Annotated in this window: 13 protein-coding genes, 6 tRNA genes, 1 rRNA gene and 1 pseudogene; 17 read left to right on the top strand and 4 right to left on the bottom strand. The window is 37.7% G+C overall.

What is annotated here, in order from left to right; all coding sequences use genetic code 11:
• Positions 1–95 (top strand): 5S ribosomal RNA (gene rrf, locus ACIQ7T_RS21440); the annotation flags it as partial.
• A 124-nt stretch (positions 96–219) separates the two neighbouring features.
• Here the strand turns inward: rrf and mbcS are convergent.
• Complete coding sequence (gene mbcS / locus ACIQ7T_RS21435; protein ID WP_370077351.1) at positions 220–1803, bottom strand: acyl-CoA synthetase MbcS; 1584 nt, start codon at positions 1801–1803, stop codon at positions 220–222.
• 268 nt (positions 1804–2071) lie between these two features.
• Here mbcS and ACIQ7T_RS21430 point away from each other — a divergent pair.
• From ACIQ7T_RS21430 to ACIQ7T_RS21370, 13 genes are all read left to right on the top strand, one after another.
• A tRNA-Asn gene (locus ACIQ7T_RS21430) sits at positions 2072–2148 on the top strand.
• Positions 2149–2263: 115 nt separating this feature from the next.
• Positions 2264–2338, top strand: a tRNA-Glu gene (locus ACIQ7T_RS21425).
• A gap of 74 nt (positions 2339–2412) precedes the next feature.
• Positions 2413–2488: transfer RNA gene (locus tag ACIQ7T_RS21420), tRNA-Val, on the top strand.
• Between the two features lie 14 nt (positions 2489–2502).
• Positions 2503–2586: transfer RNA gene (locus ACIQ7T_RS21415), tRNA-Tyr, on the top strand.
• A gap of 15 nt (positions 2587–2601) precedes the next feature.
• A tRNA-Gln gene (locus tag ACIQ7T_RS21410) sits at positions 2602–2676 on the top strand.
• A 12-nt stretch (positions 2677–2688) separates the two neighbouring features.
• Positions 2689–2761 (top strand) — tRNA-Lys (locus ACIQ7T_RS21405).
• Between the two features lie 174 nt (positions 2762–2935).
• Entirely contained in the window at positions 2936–3841 is a 906-nt protein-coding gene (rocF, locus tag ACIQ7T_RS21400) for an arginase (RefSeq protein ID WP_370077350.1), read from the top strand.
• Between the two features lie 133 nt (positions 3842–3974).
• On the top strand, positions 3975–4538 hold the full coding sequence (gene sigW / locus ACIQ7T_RS21395; RefSeq protein WP_370077349.1) for an RNA polymerase sigma factor SigW: 564 nt from the start codon (positions 3975–3977) through the stop codon (positions 4536–4538).
• 13 nt (positions 4539–4551) lie between these two features.
• Complete coding sequence (locus ACIQ7T_RS21390) at positions 4552–5178, top strand: zf-HC2 domain-containing protein (RefSeq protein ID WP_402873333.1); 627 nt, start codon at positions 4552–4554, stop codon at positions 5176–5178.
• 149 nt (positions 5179–5327) lie between these two features.
• Positions 5328–6164 carry a diadenylate cyclase CdaA gene (gene cdaA, locus ACIQ7T_RS21385; protein WP_370077347.1) on the top strand — a complete coding sequence of 279 codons (837 nt, stop codon included), beginning with the start codon at positions 5328–5330 and terminating at the stop codon, positions 6162–6164.
• The gene (locus ACIQ7T_RS21380) at positions 6157–7248 is read left to right on the top strand and encodes a CdaR family protein (protein ID WP_370077346.1); all 1092 of its coding nucleotides are present in this window, start codon (positions 6157–6159) and stop codon (positions 7246–7248) included. The genes cdaA and ACIQ7T_RS21380 overlap by 8 nt, the downstream gene beginning before the upstream one ends.
• Positions 7249–7533: 285 nt before the next feature.
• A complete protein-coding gene (gene glmM / locus ACIQ7T_RS21375) occupies positions 7534–8886 on the top strand; it encodes a phosphoglucosamine mutase (protein ID WP_370077345.1) in 1353 nt (450 codons plus the stop codon).
• Between the two features lie 174 nt (positions 8887–9060).
• Complete coding sequence (locus tag ACIQ7T_RS21370; RefSeq protein WP_370077344.1) at positions 9061–9582, top strand: type 1 glutamine amidotransferase domain-containing protein; 522 nt, start codon at positions 9061–9063, stop codon at positions 9580–9582.
• A gap of 60 nt (positions 9583–9642) precedes the next feature.
• Here ACIQ7T_RS21370 and ACIQ7T_RS21365 read toward each other — a convergent pair whose 3' ends face one another.
• Entirely contained in the window at positions 9643–10215 is a 573-nt protein-coding gene (locus ACIQ7T_RS21365; RefSeq protein WP_370077343.1) for a hypothetical protein, read from the bottom strand.
• Positions 10205–10546, bottom strand: coding sequence for a PadR family transcriptional regulator (locus ACIQ7T_RS21360; RefSeq protein WP_370077342.1), 342 nt, complete (start codon positions 10544–10546; stop codon positions 10205–10207). The genes ACIQ7T_RS21365 and ACIQ7T_RS21360 overlap by 11 nt, the downstream gene beginning before the upstream one ends.
• A 1000-nt stretch (positions 10547–11546) precedes the next feature.
• On the opposite strand from ACIQ7T_RS21360, the gene glmS reads away from it, so the two are divergent.
• Together glmS and ACIQ7T_RS21350 are read left to right on the top strand one after the other, a co-directional pair.
• Positions 11547–13349 carry a glutamine--fructose-6-phosphate transaminase (isomerizing) gene (glmS, locus tag ACIQ7T_RS21355; protein WP_370077341.1) on the top strand — a complete coding sequence of 601 codons (1803 nt, stop codon included), beginning with the start codon at positions 11547–11549 and terminating at the stop codon, positions 13347–13349.
• 152 nt (positions 13350–13501) lie between these two features.
• Positions 13502–13774, top strand: a pseudogene (locus ACIQ7T_RS21350) (heteromeric transposase endonuclease subunit TnsA); the annotation flags it as partial.
• Here ACIQ7T_RS21350 and ACIQ7T_RS21345 read toward each other — a convergent pair.
• Positions 13693–14205: a TnsD family Tn7-like transposition protein gene (locus ACIQ7T_RS21345; RefSeq protein WP_402873350.1), complete on the bottom strand. Its 513-nt coding sequence runs from the start codon at positions 14203–14205 to the stop codon at positions 13693–13695. The pseudogene ACIQ7T_RS21350 and the gene ACIQ7T_RS21345 sit on opposite strands and share 82 nt — an antisense overlap.
• Positions 14206–14352: 147 nt before the next feature.
• Here ACIQ7T_RS21345 and ACIQ7T_RS21340 point away from each other — a divergent pair, with 147 nt between their 5' ends.
• Positions 14353–15876, top strand: a complete 1524-nt coding sequence (locus ACIQ7T_RS21340; RefSeq protein WP_402873347.1) for an ATP-dependent helicase — start codon at positions 14353–14355, stop codon at positions 15874–15876.
• Positions 15877–16097: the final 221 nt, after the last annotated feature.

Genomic DNA, 16097 nt, shown 5'->3' with positions numbered 1-16097 from the left:
GTCACACCCGTTCCCATACCGAACACGGAAGTTAAGCTCTTTAGCGCCGATGGTAGTTGGGGGCTTCCCCCTGTGAGAGTAGGACGTCGCTAGGCGCAAAAAGTCGCTGCTGACAAACTCAGTAGTGGCTTTTTTTTATCCAAAAGAATATTAAATATTAGCAATATATAAAGGAGACATTTCAACCAAGTGAATGGTGAAATGTCTCTTTATTATATTTTATACAGTTGTTGTTGCTGTTCGTAGTTCTATACGACGAATTTTACCAGAAGTTGTTTTTGGTAGCTCATCAATAAAAACAATACTACGAGGATATTTATAAGGTGCTGTTAATGCTTTAACGTGCTCCTGTAGTTCTTTTGTTAACTCCTCTTCATCACGATCTCTGAAGCTTTCTCGCAAGATGACAAAGGCTTTAACAATATGTCCTCTAATTTCATCTGGAGCTGCGACTACAGCACATTCTTGTACAGCTTCATGTTTATTTAAAGCATCCTCTACCTCAAATGGCCCAATTGTATAGCCTGATGAAATAATGATGTCATCTCCTCGACCTTCAAACCAGAAGTAGCCATCTTCATCGCATTTGGCTTGGTCACCAGTAATATACCAATCTCCACGGAAGGCAGCTTGTGTACGTTCAGGCTCACGATAGTACTCCTTAAATAGAGCAGGAGAAGATTTGTGTACTGCAATATCTCCAACTTCTCCAATCGGTGCCTCTTTGCCCTCATGATCTATAATACGGACAATATTGCCTGGAGTAGGAACACCCATTGAACCCGGACGTAAATCAATATTTTCAAGTGTGCCGATTAATAAAGTATTTTCCGTTTGGCCATAGCCGTCGCGCACTTTAAGACTGAAGTTATTCATAAATGTTTCGATGACTGGTCGATTTAATGGTTCACCAGCCGAAACAGCACTACGTAGAGAAGATAGATTATAGTCTTTTAAATTATCAATCTTCGCCATAATTCGATATTCCGTTGGAGTACAGCACAATACATTAACCTTTTCTTCTTGAAGCAGTTTAAGGTATGTTTTTGCATCAAATCCTCCGTGGTATACAAATGCAGTTGCGCCTAGCATAATAGTCGATAAAAATGGGCTCCAAATCCATTTTTGCCACCCTGGAGCAGCTGTAGCCCAAACTAAATCACCTTCACGTACACAAAGCCATTGTGAAGCGGCTGTTCTAATATGTGCATATCCCCATCCGTGTGAATGGACAACCCCTTTTGGTTTGCCAGTGGTGCCAGATGTATAAGAAAGAAATGCCATATCATCTCTTTTAGTAGCAGCTGCTGTAAATGTATCTGGCTGGGTACTTGCTAATTCATCTAAAGAGGTCCAATCACCAGTAGCAGTACCAATAACCAATTTATTATTTAAAGCCTCTACTGAAGAAGTAATACGATCTACCTCACTTGTGAACGCTTCATAAGCTATTACTGCCCTTGCAGAAGAGTGTTCCATACGATATTCTAAATCACTTGCACGTAACATTTCTGAACATGAAATAGGAACAATCCCAGCCTTTAGACAGCCAAGGAAGACAAAATAAGCTTCAGGCAGACGTGGAATAATAACTAATACGCGATCTCCTTTTTGAAGCCCCTTCTTCGTAAAGGCATGCGCGTATTGATTCATTTTTTGAACAAGTTCAACATAGGAAATTGTTTGACGCTCCTGCTGAGTATTTAGCCACCGTATAGCTTGGCGATCACTATCTTGAGAAAATTTCTCCAATTCCTCTGTAATATTATAGAATTCTGGTGCAATTAAATCGTTTGTTACCATGTGAACATTCCTCCCCCAAACAAATTTAATAGAAAATTCATAAAACTATTTCCATTTTAACAATTACAATAATATACAGCAAGAATATTTTGCGCACGAAATAGAAATATTGGATTTAATAGAGAACTATTAGGTTTCTAGTTACTGTATAGGAAGACTTCGACAAAAAATATAAAAATTTTCACAAAAAGTATTGCATAATTTATAATGCTTGCTATAATAATAAATGTACTTAAGAGGTTTTAAAAACCGAATTGAATAGTATTGTTCCGAAGTAGCTCAGTTGGTAGTAGCACCTGACTGTTAATCAGGTTGTCGCAGGTTCGAGTCCTGCCTTCGGAGCCATTTTTTTGCTCATTTTTAAAGATGGTGTTTACATAAAAAATATTAAAAAAAGTGTTGCATCGTACGATAAAAAATGTTATCATAATACTTGTCTTGTTTGAGACATTTAAAAAATGGCCCCTTGGTCAAGTGGTTAAGACACCGCCCTTTCACGGCGGTAACACGGGTTCGAATCCCGTAGGGGTCACCATTTTTAAAGCATTGTAGTAATGCAAAGGCTTAAAAAAATAAAAAAACTGTGAAGAAATGAACACCTGTTTCTATGGAGGATTAGCTCAGCTGGGAGAGCATCTGCCTTACAAGCAGAGGGTCGGCGGTTCGAGCCCGTCATCCTCCACCATAATGTGTTATTTCGGAGGGGTAGCGAAGTGGCTAAACGCGGCGGACTGTAAATCCGCTCCTTAGGGTTCGGCGGTTCGAATCCGTCCCCCTCCACCAGTTTTTTATAATGATTGGGGTATAGCCAAGCGGTAAGGCAACGGATTTTGATTCCGTCATGCCTAGGTTCGAATCCTAGTACCCCAGCCATTTTTATTGTTTGAGCCATTAGCTCAGTTGGTAGAGCATCTGACTTTTAATCAGAGGGTCGAAGGTTCGAGTCCTTCATGGCTCACTTTTATAAAATAAAAAGTGTAACATTAACTACAGATACTAATCTCTTGCTGAAAACAGCAGGAGATTTTTTTATGTTCTCTTTAATTGTATAAATATTCATGAAATTGTAAGGTTGAGCCAAGGAGGATGTAGGCTTTACAATAGTCATACAACTTAAAGGGGGTATGAAAAAATGAATAAACTAAATATTTCTATTATTGGTGTACCAACTGATTATGGGCAAACTCGCAGAGGGGTAGATATGGGGCCGAGTGCTATCCGTTACGCAGGTGTTGTAGAGCGCTTGAAGGCAATAGGGCATGTAGTACATGATCAAGGGGATATACGTGTTAGTCAAAAACAAGAAGGCACTATTGTTGATAAACAGCTACTTAATTTAGAGGAAGTTATCGATGTAAGTACATCTTTGGCGAAAAGTGTAAATGAAGCAATTGAACAAAAGGAGTTTCCACTTGTACTTGGTGGCGACCATAGTATTGCTATTGGCACTCTCGCAGGACTTGGTGAGCATTACAAAAATTTAGGTGTTATTTGGTTTGATGCGCATGCCGACTTAAACACACCTGAAACGACACCGTCTGGTAATATACATGGTATGCCATTAGCTGTAAGCATTGGACTTGGTCATGAACGGTTAGTGAAAATTCGTAATAATGTACCGAAAATTAAACCTGAAAATGTCATTATTATTGGAGCGCGTTCTGTAGATCCAGGAGAACGTGAATTAATTAGTCAGCAAGGAATCAAAGTATATACAATGCACGAGGTAGATCGTCTTGGAATGACGCGTGTAATGGAAGATGCTCTAGCTTATTTAAGGGAGCGTAATGTAGATGGTTTGCATTTATCACTAGATTTAGATGGTTTAGATCCACTTTATACTCCAGGAGTTGGGACACCTGTACCTGGTGGTATTACATATCGAGAAAGTCATTTGGCAATGGAAATGCTTCAGGAGTCAGGTATGCTAACATCTGCTGAATTCGTTGAGGTTAATCCAATTTTAGATGAGAAGAATAGAACTGCCGATGTTGCAGTAGCATTAATGGGTTCTTTATTTGGCGAAACATTAGTTTAAAGAAATTTGACAAAAAATTGCCTGTTGCCACAATGTATAAAAATCTTTTGCTATAATTAATAACAAAATGAAACTTTTCTTATCGATGTGCCGTATAGTATAAGACAGTTGTAAAGGTGGAGAAGTCAACACAATGGATGCGTTAGTAAACAAGAAAATTAAACAAGTGCTTAAAGGTGATCAAAACGCATTTGCAGATATTGTGAGTCTCTATCAGCACAAACTGTACCAAGTATGCTATAGGATGTTAGGGAACAAGCAAGAATCTGAGGACATTGCACAAGAAGCTTTTGTTCGTGCCTATATGAACTTGCATACTTTTGATCAGAAAAGAAAATTTGCGACGTGGCTATATCGCATAGCGACAAACCTTTGTATAGACCGTATTCGGAAGAAAAAGCCAGATTACTATTTAGATGCAGAAGTAGCTGGTACAGAAGGACTTAATATGTACTCGCAGATCGCAGCAGATGACCAGCTACCGGAAGAACAGATAGAGCAAATGGAACTGCAAGATCGCATTCAATATGAAATTGGACGTTTGCCTGATAAATATCGTTCAGTTATAGTATTGAAATATATTGAAGAATTATCATTACAGGAAATTAGCGAGATTTTAGATATGCCTCTTGGAACGGTGAAAACGAGGATTCACCGCGGACGTGAAGCATTACGAAAGCAATTAAACAATCTGTAGGAGGGGGAGCGTCATGAATACTTGTCCAGAGCATATAATAGACTATATCCATGATTATTTAGATGGTGACATAAGTCGTGAGCATGAGCAAGAGTTAAAACGACATTTGCATACATGCAGTGATTGTAAACAGTTGATGCAGGAATTAAGTGAAACAATCGCCTTTGTGAAGAGCGCTTCCCACATTACATCACCTCCGCATTTTGAAGAAACCGTGATGGCTCGTTTACCGAAACCTAAAAGTCGTGTAGGTATGCAAAAGTGGATTCGCCGACATCCACTCTTTGTGGCAGCAGCAGTTTTTTGTTTATTCATGAGTGCAACTTTACTAGGTAGCTTCATGGATGACCGACAGTTCTCCGTGACTAAACAGCCAAACCTAGTTGTTGAAGGTCAAACGGTTATTGTGCCGAAGGGAGAAGTTGTAAAAGGTGACATTGTTGTTAAAAATGGTGATTTAATTGTTGAGGGTGAAGTGGATGGCAATGTCACTGTTATTAACGGACAGTATATGGCATCTTCGGCAGTTGTTTCGGGAAAAATAGAAGAAATTGACGAAGTATTCGAATGGCTTTGGTATACGATCAAAAATTCAGTAAAGTCTGCTGTAACATTCGAAGAGAAACAAGCAACTAAATAACACTCTATACGTCCTAATAGATAGTGCACGTGAGAGGCTGAAAGGTCTACTCTTTTGAGTAGACTTTTTATTTGAAAAAAGTTACATTTGATAAGAATGTGCTATACTTAAATGTGTATGGATTCGCAATGAAAAGTGGGGGATGCCACGTGCAAATTATCGAACATTTCGCTAATTTAACACCTGTGAATATTGTTATTAACTTATTAGATGTACTGCTCGTATGGTACGTTATTTATAAAATTTTAACCCTCATTAAAGGTACGAAGGCTGTCCAATTATTAAAAGGGATTTTCGTAATTATTATTGCGCGCCTTGCTACAGAATATTTAGGGTTAGAAACGTTAGGATGGATGTTACAACAAGTTATCGATTTCGGTTTCTTGGCGATTATTATCATTTTCCAACCTGAAATAAGACGAGGTCTTGAACAAATTGGTAGAGGGAAGTTATTCCAACGTTCAATTAATCAAGTTGAGGAAGAACAAACAAGGCTAATTGAGGCGATGAAGAAATCTGTTAGTTATATGGCCAAACGTCGTATAGGGGCGTTAATTTCTATTGAAAAAGAAACTGGTCTAAATGAATATATCGAAACGGGCATAGGACTAAATGCTGAGATTTCATCGGAGTTACTGATCAACATTTTTATACCTAATACACCGCTTCATGATGGAGCAGTAATTATGCAAAAAGATAAAATATCGGCGGCAGCCTGTTATTTACCGCTTTCTGAGAGTCCGTTTATCTCTAAAGAGCTTGGGACGCGCCACCGAGCTGCACTCGGCTTAAGTGAAGTGACAGATGCCATTACTATTGTCGTATCAGAAGAAACCGGTGCCATTAGTCTTACAATGAATGGTAATCTTCACCGAAATCTTTCTCTAGAGGAATTCGAAGGACTGTTACGTAAAATGTGGTTCGGATTAGCACAGGAGTCAGATGCAGCCTCTAAGTTAACTTGGAGGGGGAAAAAGAATGGATAAAATGATGGATAGCCCTTGGGTGTTACGAATCGTTGCACTATTTCTAGCCTTTTTGTTATTTTTCTCCGTTCGTACCGAATTATCTCCTAAAAATAAAACAATAACGAGTGAGCAAACAGTAGTAATTCGCGATGTGCCAGTAGATGTTTTTTATGACGATAAGAACCTTATTGTAACGGGGATACCAAAGACGGTAAACGTTACGATAAAAGGTCCAACGCCACTCGCTTTAAAAGCTCAAACTTCGAGAGATTTTTCTATATTTGCGGATTTGAGTAAATTACTCATAGGTGAGCATAATGTTAAACTACAATACGAAAATATTTCTGATAAGTTGCAAGTTACATTAGACCCAGCAACTGTTAAGGTAAACATTGAGGAAAAGGTCACACAAGAGTTTCGTGTTGACCCTGAGCTAAATACTCGTTTAATTGAAGAAGGGTATATTTTAAATGGCATGGCTGCTAATCCAGCTACGGTGTATATTACAGGTGCCAAAAGTGCAATTGAAAATATTAGCTATGTAAAAGCTACCGTAACGGGTGAACAAGGCTTGAAAGAACCGTTCTCACAAGTAGCGGCAGTTAAAGTACTAGATCGTGATTTAAATAAGTTAGACGTGACGATTGAACCGGAGACTGTGAAGGTACAAGTAGATATTGGAGCTTACAGTAGAGAGTTACCGGTTGTGCTGAAGGAAATAGGAAAAGCGGAGAATGGTATTACCGTCAACCAATTAACAATTAGTCCTACAAAGGTGAGAGTATACGGTAGGAAATCTATCATAGATGCTTTAACTGCAATACCAGTAGAGGTTGATTTATCAAAAATTACAGAATCAAAAACTTATGAATTTGATGTGAAATTGCCCGAAGGTGTGACAAAAATATCTGATACGAAAATTAAAGTGAAGGCCGATATTACGAAGGCAGAGCAGGAAAAAACAACAACGACAACAACTACTACCACTCCTGCTCCTACACCTACTCCTTCGCTACCTTCGCCACCTTCAGAGGAGACTAACACTCCTTCTGATAACAACACGCCGCCTACTGATAAAACAGAAGAAGATATTGATTCTTAAACAATAACTGACTATAATTTTATTTTGATTCAGTAGAGATTTCGTTCTCTATCGGTAAGGGTATTCTTTAACGAGAAGAAGTTGCTCGGGCTAAAATCAAAATACCCTATCCCTAAAATTTATCTGTGCCTATTTACAAGCCCAAATAAATTACATAGGGGTAAAATTATAGTTACCAGTGAATGAACGAAAATAGACTTTTCCAAAAGTAAGCAGACGAGTGGTCTAGTTGTCAGCGTAGACAAGCATGATCGCCGTCTTGCATTGAAGGAGAGAATAATCAAAATGGGTAAATATTTTGGAACAGATGGCGTCCGTGGCGTCGCGAATAGTGAATTAACACCGGAGTTTGCATTTAAACTTGGCCGCGTAGGTGGTTACGTTTTAACGAAGGATGCAACTGACCGTCCAAAGGTATTAATCGGTCGTGACACACGTATTTCAGGTGAAATGCTTGAAGGTGCACTTGTAGCTGGTCTTTTATCAATCGGCGTAGAGGTAATGCGTCTTGGTGTTATTTCGACACCAGGTGTGGCTTATCTTACTCGAATGATGAGCGCAAATGCAGGCGTTATGATTTCAGCTTCACATAACCCAGTAGCTGACAATGGTATTAAATTTTTCGGTCCTGATGGCTTTAAGCTAACAGATGCGCAAGAAGCTGAAATCGAAGCAATATTAGATGCTCAAGAAGATACTTTGCCACGTCCAATCGGGGCAGATTTAGGTTCTGTAAGCGACTACTTCGAGGGTGGACAAAAATATATTCAATACTTAAAACAAACAGTGGCTGAAGAATTTGAGGGCATCCACGTAGCATTAGATTGTGCACATGGCGCTACGTCTTCACTAGCTACACACCTATTTGCAGATTTAGAAGCGGATATCTCAACGATGGGTGCCTCACCAACAGGCTTAAATATTAATGACGGTGTCGGTTCAACACATCCAGAAGGATTAGCTAAATTTGTCACAGAAAAGGGTGCTGATGTTGGTTTAGCATTCGATGGCGATGGTGACCGTTTAATCGCTGTAGATGAAAACGGTAAAATTGTTGATGGTGATCAAATTATGTTCATCATTGGTAAGTATTTAAATACAGTTGGTCGCTTGAAAAAGCAAACAATCGTTTCGACGGTTATGAGTAACATGGGCTTCTACAAAGCTGTTGAAGATAACGATATGCATAGTGTACAAACTGCTGTAGGTGATCGTTACGTTGTGGAAGAAATGCGTGCTAATGATTATAATCTTGGCGGCGAGCAATCTGGTCATATTGTTTTCCTAGACTTTAACACAACTGGTGATGGCTTATTAACAGGTATTCAGCTTGTTAACATTATGAAAGCTACAGGTAAAAAACTATCAGAGCTTGCTTCTGAAATGAAAATTTTCCCGCAGCGTTTAGTCAACGTACGTGTAACAGACAAGCATGCTGTGACAGAAAATGCAAAAGTTGCTGCAGTGATTGCTGAGGTAGAAGCAGACATGGCTGGTAACGGTCGCGTATTAGTGCGTCCTTCAGGTACTGAGCCACTTGTACGAGTAATGGTGGAAGCGGCTACAGAAGAAGACTGCGAGCGTTATGTAGGGCGTATAGCAGATGTTGTCCGTTCTGAAATGGGCTTAACTGAATAAATAGTATATGAACTCGATTTCCTTTGATAGGAGGTCGAGTTTTTTATTTTTTGTTCCGTACAAATGAAACGTTGGCTTTAATTATTGAAAGCTCTAGCAATGAAAAAATGAATGCTTTCGAAGAGAATGGGAACAGTAGTACAGAGTCACAATAACAAGGAGTGTTGTATTGCAATGGCTAAAATTGCTACAGTGATTACCAATATGTTTGAGGATGCTGAATATACAAGTCCTAAAGGAGCATTAGAAGCGGCAGGTCATGAATTAATAACGATTGATACGACGGCAGGCATTGAGGTAGAAGGTAAGCATGGAGAGAAAGTAAAAATCGATAAAGATATCGATGAGGTAAATGCCTCTGATTTCGATGCATTATTCATCCCAGGCGGTTTTTCTCCTGATATACTACGCGTAGATGATCGTATTGTGGCATTTGTCAAAGAATTTATGGATGAGATGAAACCAACCTTTGCTATTTGTCATGGACCTCAATTACTCATTACGGCAAAAACATTAACTGGTCGTGACACAACTGGCTACAAATCAATCCGAGTAGATTTAGAAAATGCAGGTGCGATATTCCATGACGAGGAAGTGTTTGTTTGCCAAAAACAATTAGTAACAAGTCGCACACCGGAGGATTTACCAGCATTTAATCGAGAAATTGTGAAATTATTGGAGAGTAACGAAGGCTAAGCTTAAAAGGCACAAGTAAGTTCGCCTGTGCCTTTTATCTATAAACTCAATCCAATAGCCCTACTTCTTTTTTAACGCTATAATAGCATTGGTAATTTGTCCAAGTCCGATACCAATGATAATCCCAACACCAGCGCCGATTGCCGTGTCGATCCAGCCTCTATCAACAAAAGCTTCATATCCACCGCCGGATAGAAAACCGCTTAATCCGCCGATACCTAAACCTAAAAACAGGAAGCCACCATAAAATAACCCGATTGCCTCATAATCTGCGGGATCACGATTTTCGTAATACTGCTGGAAGCGTTCATTTAAATCCTCAGATTGCTCAGAGTTACTGGCGAATTGCAATTCCTCGCTAGCCTTATTAAAAGCTTCCTGCTCCGTTAAGCCTTGTGACATTAAATCATTCATATAATCGCTCATATAGAGTATCATGTCATCTTGCGCTTCTCGTCCCTGATCGGAACGCCCTTTAAACTTCGACAATTGATTGTCAATTTTCCGTTTAGTTTGCCCACTTTTCTTGCGCAGCTTTTCTATATAAGTCATCTCAGCGTCCTGCAAATAATTCTGGGATTGTTCTTTTGCAAAACGATTAATTCTCTCCTGAATTTCACGACTAAAGCTCATGTTTGTTCCCTCCATTATTTCTTAAAATTTCAATACGACTACTTAAAAAATCCCATTTAGCCCAGAAGGACATCAATTTTTCTCGTCCTTGTTCATTAAGCGTATAAAATTTCCTTGGTGGACCCATTTCAGATGGCTTTTTGACAATATTGACAAGACGATTTCTTTCCAATCGCATAAGTAACGCATACACAGTTCCTTCAGCTATGCCATCGAACCCCATCTGCGTGAGATATTTAACAATCTCATAACCATATATTTCACCACGGCTAATGATTTCTAATACAATACCTTCTAAAACTCCTTTGAGCATTTCACTCAGATTATCCACGATCTCACCCCCAGGCTTAGCATCACCTGTACTAAGTGTTGCTAAGTACTGTATATAGTATTGCTAAGTAGCGGCTTTGTCAAGCGATTGAAAAATGGGATTTTCGTTCAGATGAATTTTATTTTTGGCGCAATTTATTTTCGGCTCTGTTCAAAACAAATCCATAACCGAAAATACTTGTTGCTGAAAAAATCATCATAATTTTAACTTCTTTCAAAATGTTTTATGTAACGTAAGTGAAACGGCTGTTACAAGTGTTTTGGTAGCGAAAACAAAGCGACAGCGGCAAATGTTTTCTGCGCGAAAGCGAAGCGACAGCGGCAATTATGCCGAGGCACAAATTGATTAAGAATCTCAAGATAATGCTTTATAGCAGATTGTTTGTCTACTTTTTGTCACTGAAAAGTAGGATAAATAGGTGTTTTTTATAACGAAAATTTGACGTACAGCATATGATTGAGTATGATGGAGAAGTTGAATATGAGGTCCGACCTTATCATTTAACGAGAGCGCATAAGGAGGGAAGAAAGCGCAAAATCGGAAAACAATTATAGCGCCTGAGCTGAAGAAATTGGACGAAACGATCTTCAGCAGACGAGGTGGAGGTTTATCGAAAATTCGGCGGATGCCTCCCAATCGACATACCCGATTGTCACTTTTCATTTTGAAAGCATTTAAGCGATTGAATGTACAGAAAATGAAAAAGGTATAGTTAAAGCAATAGATAAATAGAGAAACCTCATGTATCGAATGTTTACTATTCAGATGGCTGAATGAGTGTTAACAATGTGCATGTATTAGTTTGCTTATTTTATTTAATTTCTTTCAGCAGGTGTCCAAACATCCACTGAAAGAAGTTAAAGCCTCCGGCGGATGTCCGGGAATTATGCCGGGGCATAATTGATAAATAAGCATGGCTTTTACATTCATAAAAAATTCGATAGCTTGAGGTCTAATTTGTCATTGCGACAAATTGACAATATCGGAGGAAAAGAAATTTATGTGTGGAATTGTAGGATATATTGGTGAAGCAGATGCAAAGGAAATCTTATTAAAAGGCTTAGAGAAACTAGAGTATCGTGGCTATGACTCAGCGGGTATTGCAGTACGTAATGAAGAGGGTGTAACAGTCTTCAAAGAAAAGGGACGTATTGCAGATTTACGTGACGCAGTGGACGAGGACGTTGCTGCAAGAGTTGGTATTGGTCATACACGTTGGGCAACTCATGGTGTACCAAACCGTTTGAATGCACACCCTCACCAAAGTGAATCAGGACGTTTTACGCTAGTACACAACGGAGTTATTGAAAACTATCATTTATTACAAAAAACTTATTTAAAAGGTATTTCGATGAAATCTGATACAGACACAGAGGTCATCGTGCAATTAGTAGAGCTATTTGTAAAAGAAGGTTTAAGCACGGCTGAAGCGTTCCGTAAAACTTTATCTTTATTACACGGCTCTTACGCATTGGCTCTTTTAGATGCAGAAGCGGCAGATACAATTTTCGTTGCGAAAAACAAATCTCCACTTTTAGTAGGTGTTGGTGAAGGCTTTAATGTTGTTGCTTCAGATGCAATGGCGATGCTACAGGTAACAGATCAATATGTGGAGCTACACGATAAAGAGGTCGTAATCGTACACAAAGCTAGCGTTGAAATTACAAAGTTAGACGGTACATTAGTAGAGCGTGCACCATATACAGCAGAGCTCGATATGAGCGATATTGAAAAAGGTACGTACCCTCACTATATGCTAAAAGAAATGGATGAGCAGCCAACAGTTATTCGTAAAATCATTCAAGCGTACGAAGGTGAGAATGGCGAATTAACAATTGACGCTAATATTTTAGAAGCCTTACGAGCAGCAGACCGTCTATATATTATTGCAGCCGGCACAAGCTATCATGCAGGTCTAATCGGTAAGCAATATTTCGAAAAAATGGCTGGTATCCCAGTGGAAGTTCATATTTCAAGTGAATTCGGCTACAATATGCCATTACTTTCAGAAAAACCATTGTTTATCTTTATTACGCAATCAGGTGAAACAGCAGATAGCCGTCAAGTACTTGTGAAAATTAAAGAGCTTGGTTATCCAACATTAACTATTACAAACGTACCTGGCTCTACTCTATCACGTGAGGCAGACCATACACTGTTATTACATGCAGGCCCAGAAATTGCAGTAGCTTCTACAAAAGCGTATGTAGCGCAAGTAGCTGTACTTGCTCTAACAGCATATGTAACAGCGAAAGCTAATGATAAGGGCTTAGAATACGATTTAAAACAAGAACTTGCGATTGCAGCAAACGGTATTCAAACAATTATCGATTCAAAAGATGTTTTAGAGGATATTGCTGAGGACTACTTAAAAATCGCACGCAACGCATTCTTCATCGGCCGTAACATAGACTTCTATGTAAGCCTTGAGGGTGCCTTGAAGCTAAAAGAAATCTCTTATATCCAAGCAGAAGGCTTCGCAGGTGGCGAGCTAAAACACGGAACAATTGCCTTAATCGAAGAAGGTACACCGGTGTTTGCCCTTGTTACACAAGAAGCAGTAGGATTAAACATCCGTGGTAACGTCAAAGAGGTAGCTGCACGTGGAGCATACCCATGCATTATTGCCATGGCTGGCGTAGACGAAGACGGTGACCGTTTAGTAATCCCTCAAGTTCATGAATTACTAACACCACTTGTTTCTGTAGTGCCATTACAATTAATTAGCTATTACGCAGCACTACACCGCCGCTGTGATGTGGATAAACCACGTAACTTGGCTAAATCGGTAACTGTTGAGTAATTGTTGAGATAGAGATCACTTGTGATGTAGATTTGAAATAAAGTTGTACCGTTTGTAAAAAAGATGTACCGTTTAAAATAAAGTTATACCGTTTGTAAAAAAGTTGCACCGTTTTACCCCTTTAGATAATATTAATCTAAAGGGGTGTTTTTATGTCAAAACGAACTAGAACATCTAAAGTAGAAAAGTGGATTAAAGAAGGTCGCGGCTCTGGAGTTGGAGCGGATTATAAACCATGGTTAAACATTCAAGATGTGTCTTCGAAAGGTCGGTCTACACGTTTAAAAGGTATTAAAACAAATAGACAGCATGAATTTCTATCAGATTTGGAACGAAATTACTTTTATTTAACTGAATATTCGGATTCTGTTGTTGATATTCGAGAACAATTTCCTTTATTGCCTTTGGAAGAAACAATTGTCATTAATTGATTCATATCAAGATCTTCACTTCTTAAATCACCAATCAATTCAAACCAAGAATCATTAAATTCTTTAATTCCATCCTCATTAATATCTGTCGGTTCTATAAAAACATCTATAAAGGCTACTTTTTCTTGGCTTAGAATTTCGCCTTGTTGAACATGTATATCTTCTTTATTAATCTTATTACCATTTGTAAAAGCCAGTTTTGTTTTCGAATCTACACCTAATTCTCTTGCCACGGCTCGTACACTTAAATTTTCATTGGCAAGTTCATTTAACCGTTGTTGCCAAGACTCACCAAAAGCCTTTACTCGTCCAATTTTAAAGATGTTCGTTCCCTGCTTTCTTGCATAAATAAATCCACATGAACATGTAAAAGTACCAATTAAATTTTTCGTTTTAAAATCCCTTGTTACGTCTACATCTTGAATAATGAACTGCTCATAATGTGATGCAGCCTTATTTAAGATTCGGTGCTAAAATACTGCGAACTACTTCAACTAAAGGCAAGATATAACTTTGGTTACCTTGCTTAACAATAAAACTTCTTGATACATCTTGATCATTAGTTCCTTGAAATATTAAAGAAAGCTTTTAATGAAAGTTATGGCACTATTGATACAACTAATATTAGCAATGATATTTATAGAAAATACTTAGACCAAATTAGTAAAAATAAGCGGCAATTTATTGACCCCCTATTATTAGACGATTTTGAAGAAGCTAATGAGCAGTTTATTAGAACATTCGAAACGTATAATAATATGTTGATGGAGCAGCATTTGCTAGATTTTGACGATATATTATATTATGCGTATAAACTTTTAACTGAAAAGCCTCAAATAGCAAAATCATATACCAGATTATATAAATATATTTGTGTAGACGAAGCACAAGACTTGAATTTTTCTCAATATGAGGTTTTAAAGGCTCTATGTAAAGATTTTAAAAATATTATGCTTGTTGGAGATCCTAAACAGAATATTTATGAATTTAATGGCTCAAAAAGTGAATATATGATGGAATATTTTCGAAAGGATTTTCAGCCAAAAGAATTTGAAATGCATGAGAATTTCAGGTCTTCAAGAATTATTGTGGAAGCTTCTCGAAGAATAGCTCAAGACTTAAGGCAACCATCTATCTATGAAAACTCATCTGTTTATCCTATAGAAGGGGAACTGATTATTAAAGATTTATTTAATGAGGTAGAAGAAGCACAATGGATTGTTGCAGAAATTAACCAACGTCTGACGAATGGGAACACTTATGATAATAGCGTCTCTCATGAAAATATAGCCATTATAGCTAGGAATAAGTATGTATTGAGCCATATTGAAAAAGAGTTGAAAAATTGTGGTATTCCTTTTAATAACAGAAGTGGAAATGGACTTGAAAGTGAATCTCCAGAAATAAAAATATTTGAATCAGGGCTTAAGCTTATTATTAATGAAAAAGATGCATTGAGTTTTAAAAGAATTTTAAGCCTTTTAGGTGTAAAGAAAAGTCAATATGATATTCAATGTAACTATTTAGAAGTAATTTTTGGTCTAGAGAAAGAAATTAATAATCAAATCGATTTAGATATATTTAAAGTATTAAAAACATCCTGGAAGATAATTATTGAAGATAATGAACGTTTTTCAAAAGCTATAGATTATATAGAAGTTGAGATGAAAAAAATATATAAAGAAGACTCAGAATTATATATGCTTTCGGAAGACATTATTTTATGGAAAAATCATTGGAAAAAGTATTGTAGTCAGACATCCTCCGGTAAGAGATCATTAAGACATTTTAGAAATCAAATAGCGCTAGGAAAGACTCAAAATTACAATAAAACGGGTGTTACATTATTAACAGTTCATATGGCAAAAGGACTTGAATATGACATTGTATTTTTAATGGGATTAAATGAAGGAGTATTTCCAGATTATAGAGCAAATACTTCTCGGAGATATAAAGAAGAGTTAAAGAATATGTTTGTAGCTTTAACTCGGGCTAAAAGAGTATGCTATTTAACCTATCCAAAACAGAAAATGATGCCATGGGGGAAAATTAAGGACCAGGAAGCGTCTAGATTTATTAAATTAATTCAACAATGAATTTAATTTTAATCAATCTTTTTTATAAAATAAATCTCTAGTTTAAATTAATCCACATATTTTGATCAATCTTTGTTCAAAATGTGTGGGTTTCTTCTATCATAAAATCAGCATTTGCAGCACGCTTTTAATCAAACTCTATTTCAAACCCACATCATGAGCATGTCCCGTAAAGGTACGCCCGCTGATAATGCCCCCAACATGACGTCCAATGACTTCTT

The organism is Lysinibacillus sp. NPDC096212, from assembly GCF_044763105.1.
Taxonomy (GTDB): Bacteria; Bacillota; Bacilli; order Bacillales_A; family Planococcaceae; genus Lysinibacillus.
The sequence above is the reverse complement of the archived record's forward strand: the minus strand, read 5'-3'. Positions and strand labels throughout refer to the sequence as shown.

Bases quoted from the DNA above. Each gene is read 5' to 3' on its own strand.
- mbcS (WP_370077351.1), bottom strand. From the start codon at position 1,803: ATGGTAACAAACGATTTAATTGCACCAGAATTCTATAATATTACAGAG.
- rocF (WP_370077350.1), top strand. From the start codon at position 2,936: ATGAATAAACTAAATATTTCTATTATTGGTGTACCAACTGATTATGGG.
- sigW (WP_370077349.1), top strand. From the start codon at position 3,975: ATGGATGCGTTAGTAAACAAGAAAATTAAACAAGTGCTTAAAGGTGAT.
- ACIQ7T_RS21390 (WP_402873333.1), top strand. From the start codon at position 4,552: ATGAATACTTGTCCAGAGCATATAATAGACTATATCCATGATTATTTA.
- ACIQ7T_RS21380 (WP_370077346.1), top strand. From the start codon at position 6,157: ATGGATAAAATGATGGATAGCCCTTGGGTGTTACGAATCGTTGCACTA.
- glmM (WP_370077345.1), top strand. From the start codon at position 7,534: ATGGGTAAATATTTTGGAACAGATGGCGTCCGTGGCGTCGCGAATAGT.
- ACIQ7T_RS21370 (WP_370077344.1), top strand. From the start codon at position 9,061: ATGGCTAAAATTGCTACAGTGATTACCAATATGTTTGAGGATGCTGAA.
- ACIQ7T_RS21365 (WP_370077343.1), bottom strand. From the start codon at position 10,215: ATGAGCTTTAGTCGTGAAATTCAGGAGAGAATTAATCGTTTTGCAAAA.
- glmS (WP_370077341.1), top strand. From the start codon at position 11,547: ATGTGTGGAATTGTAGGATATATTGGTGAAGCAGATGCAAAGGAAATC.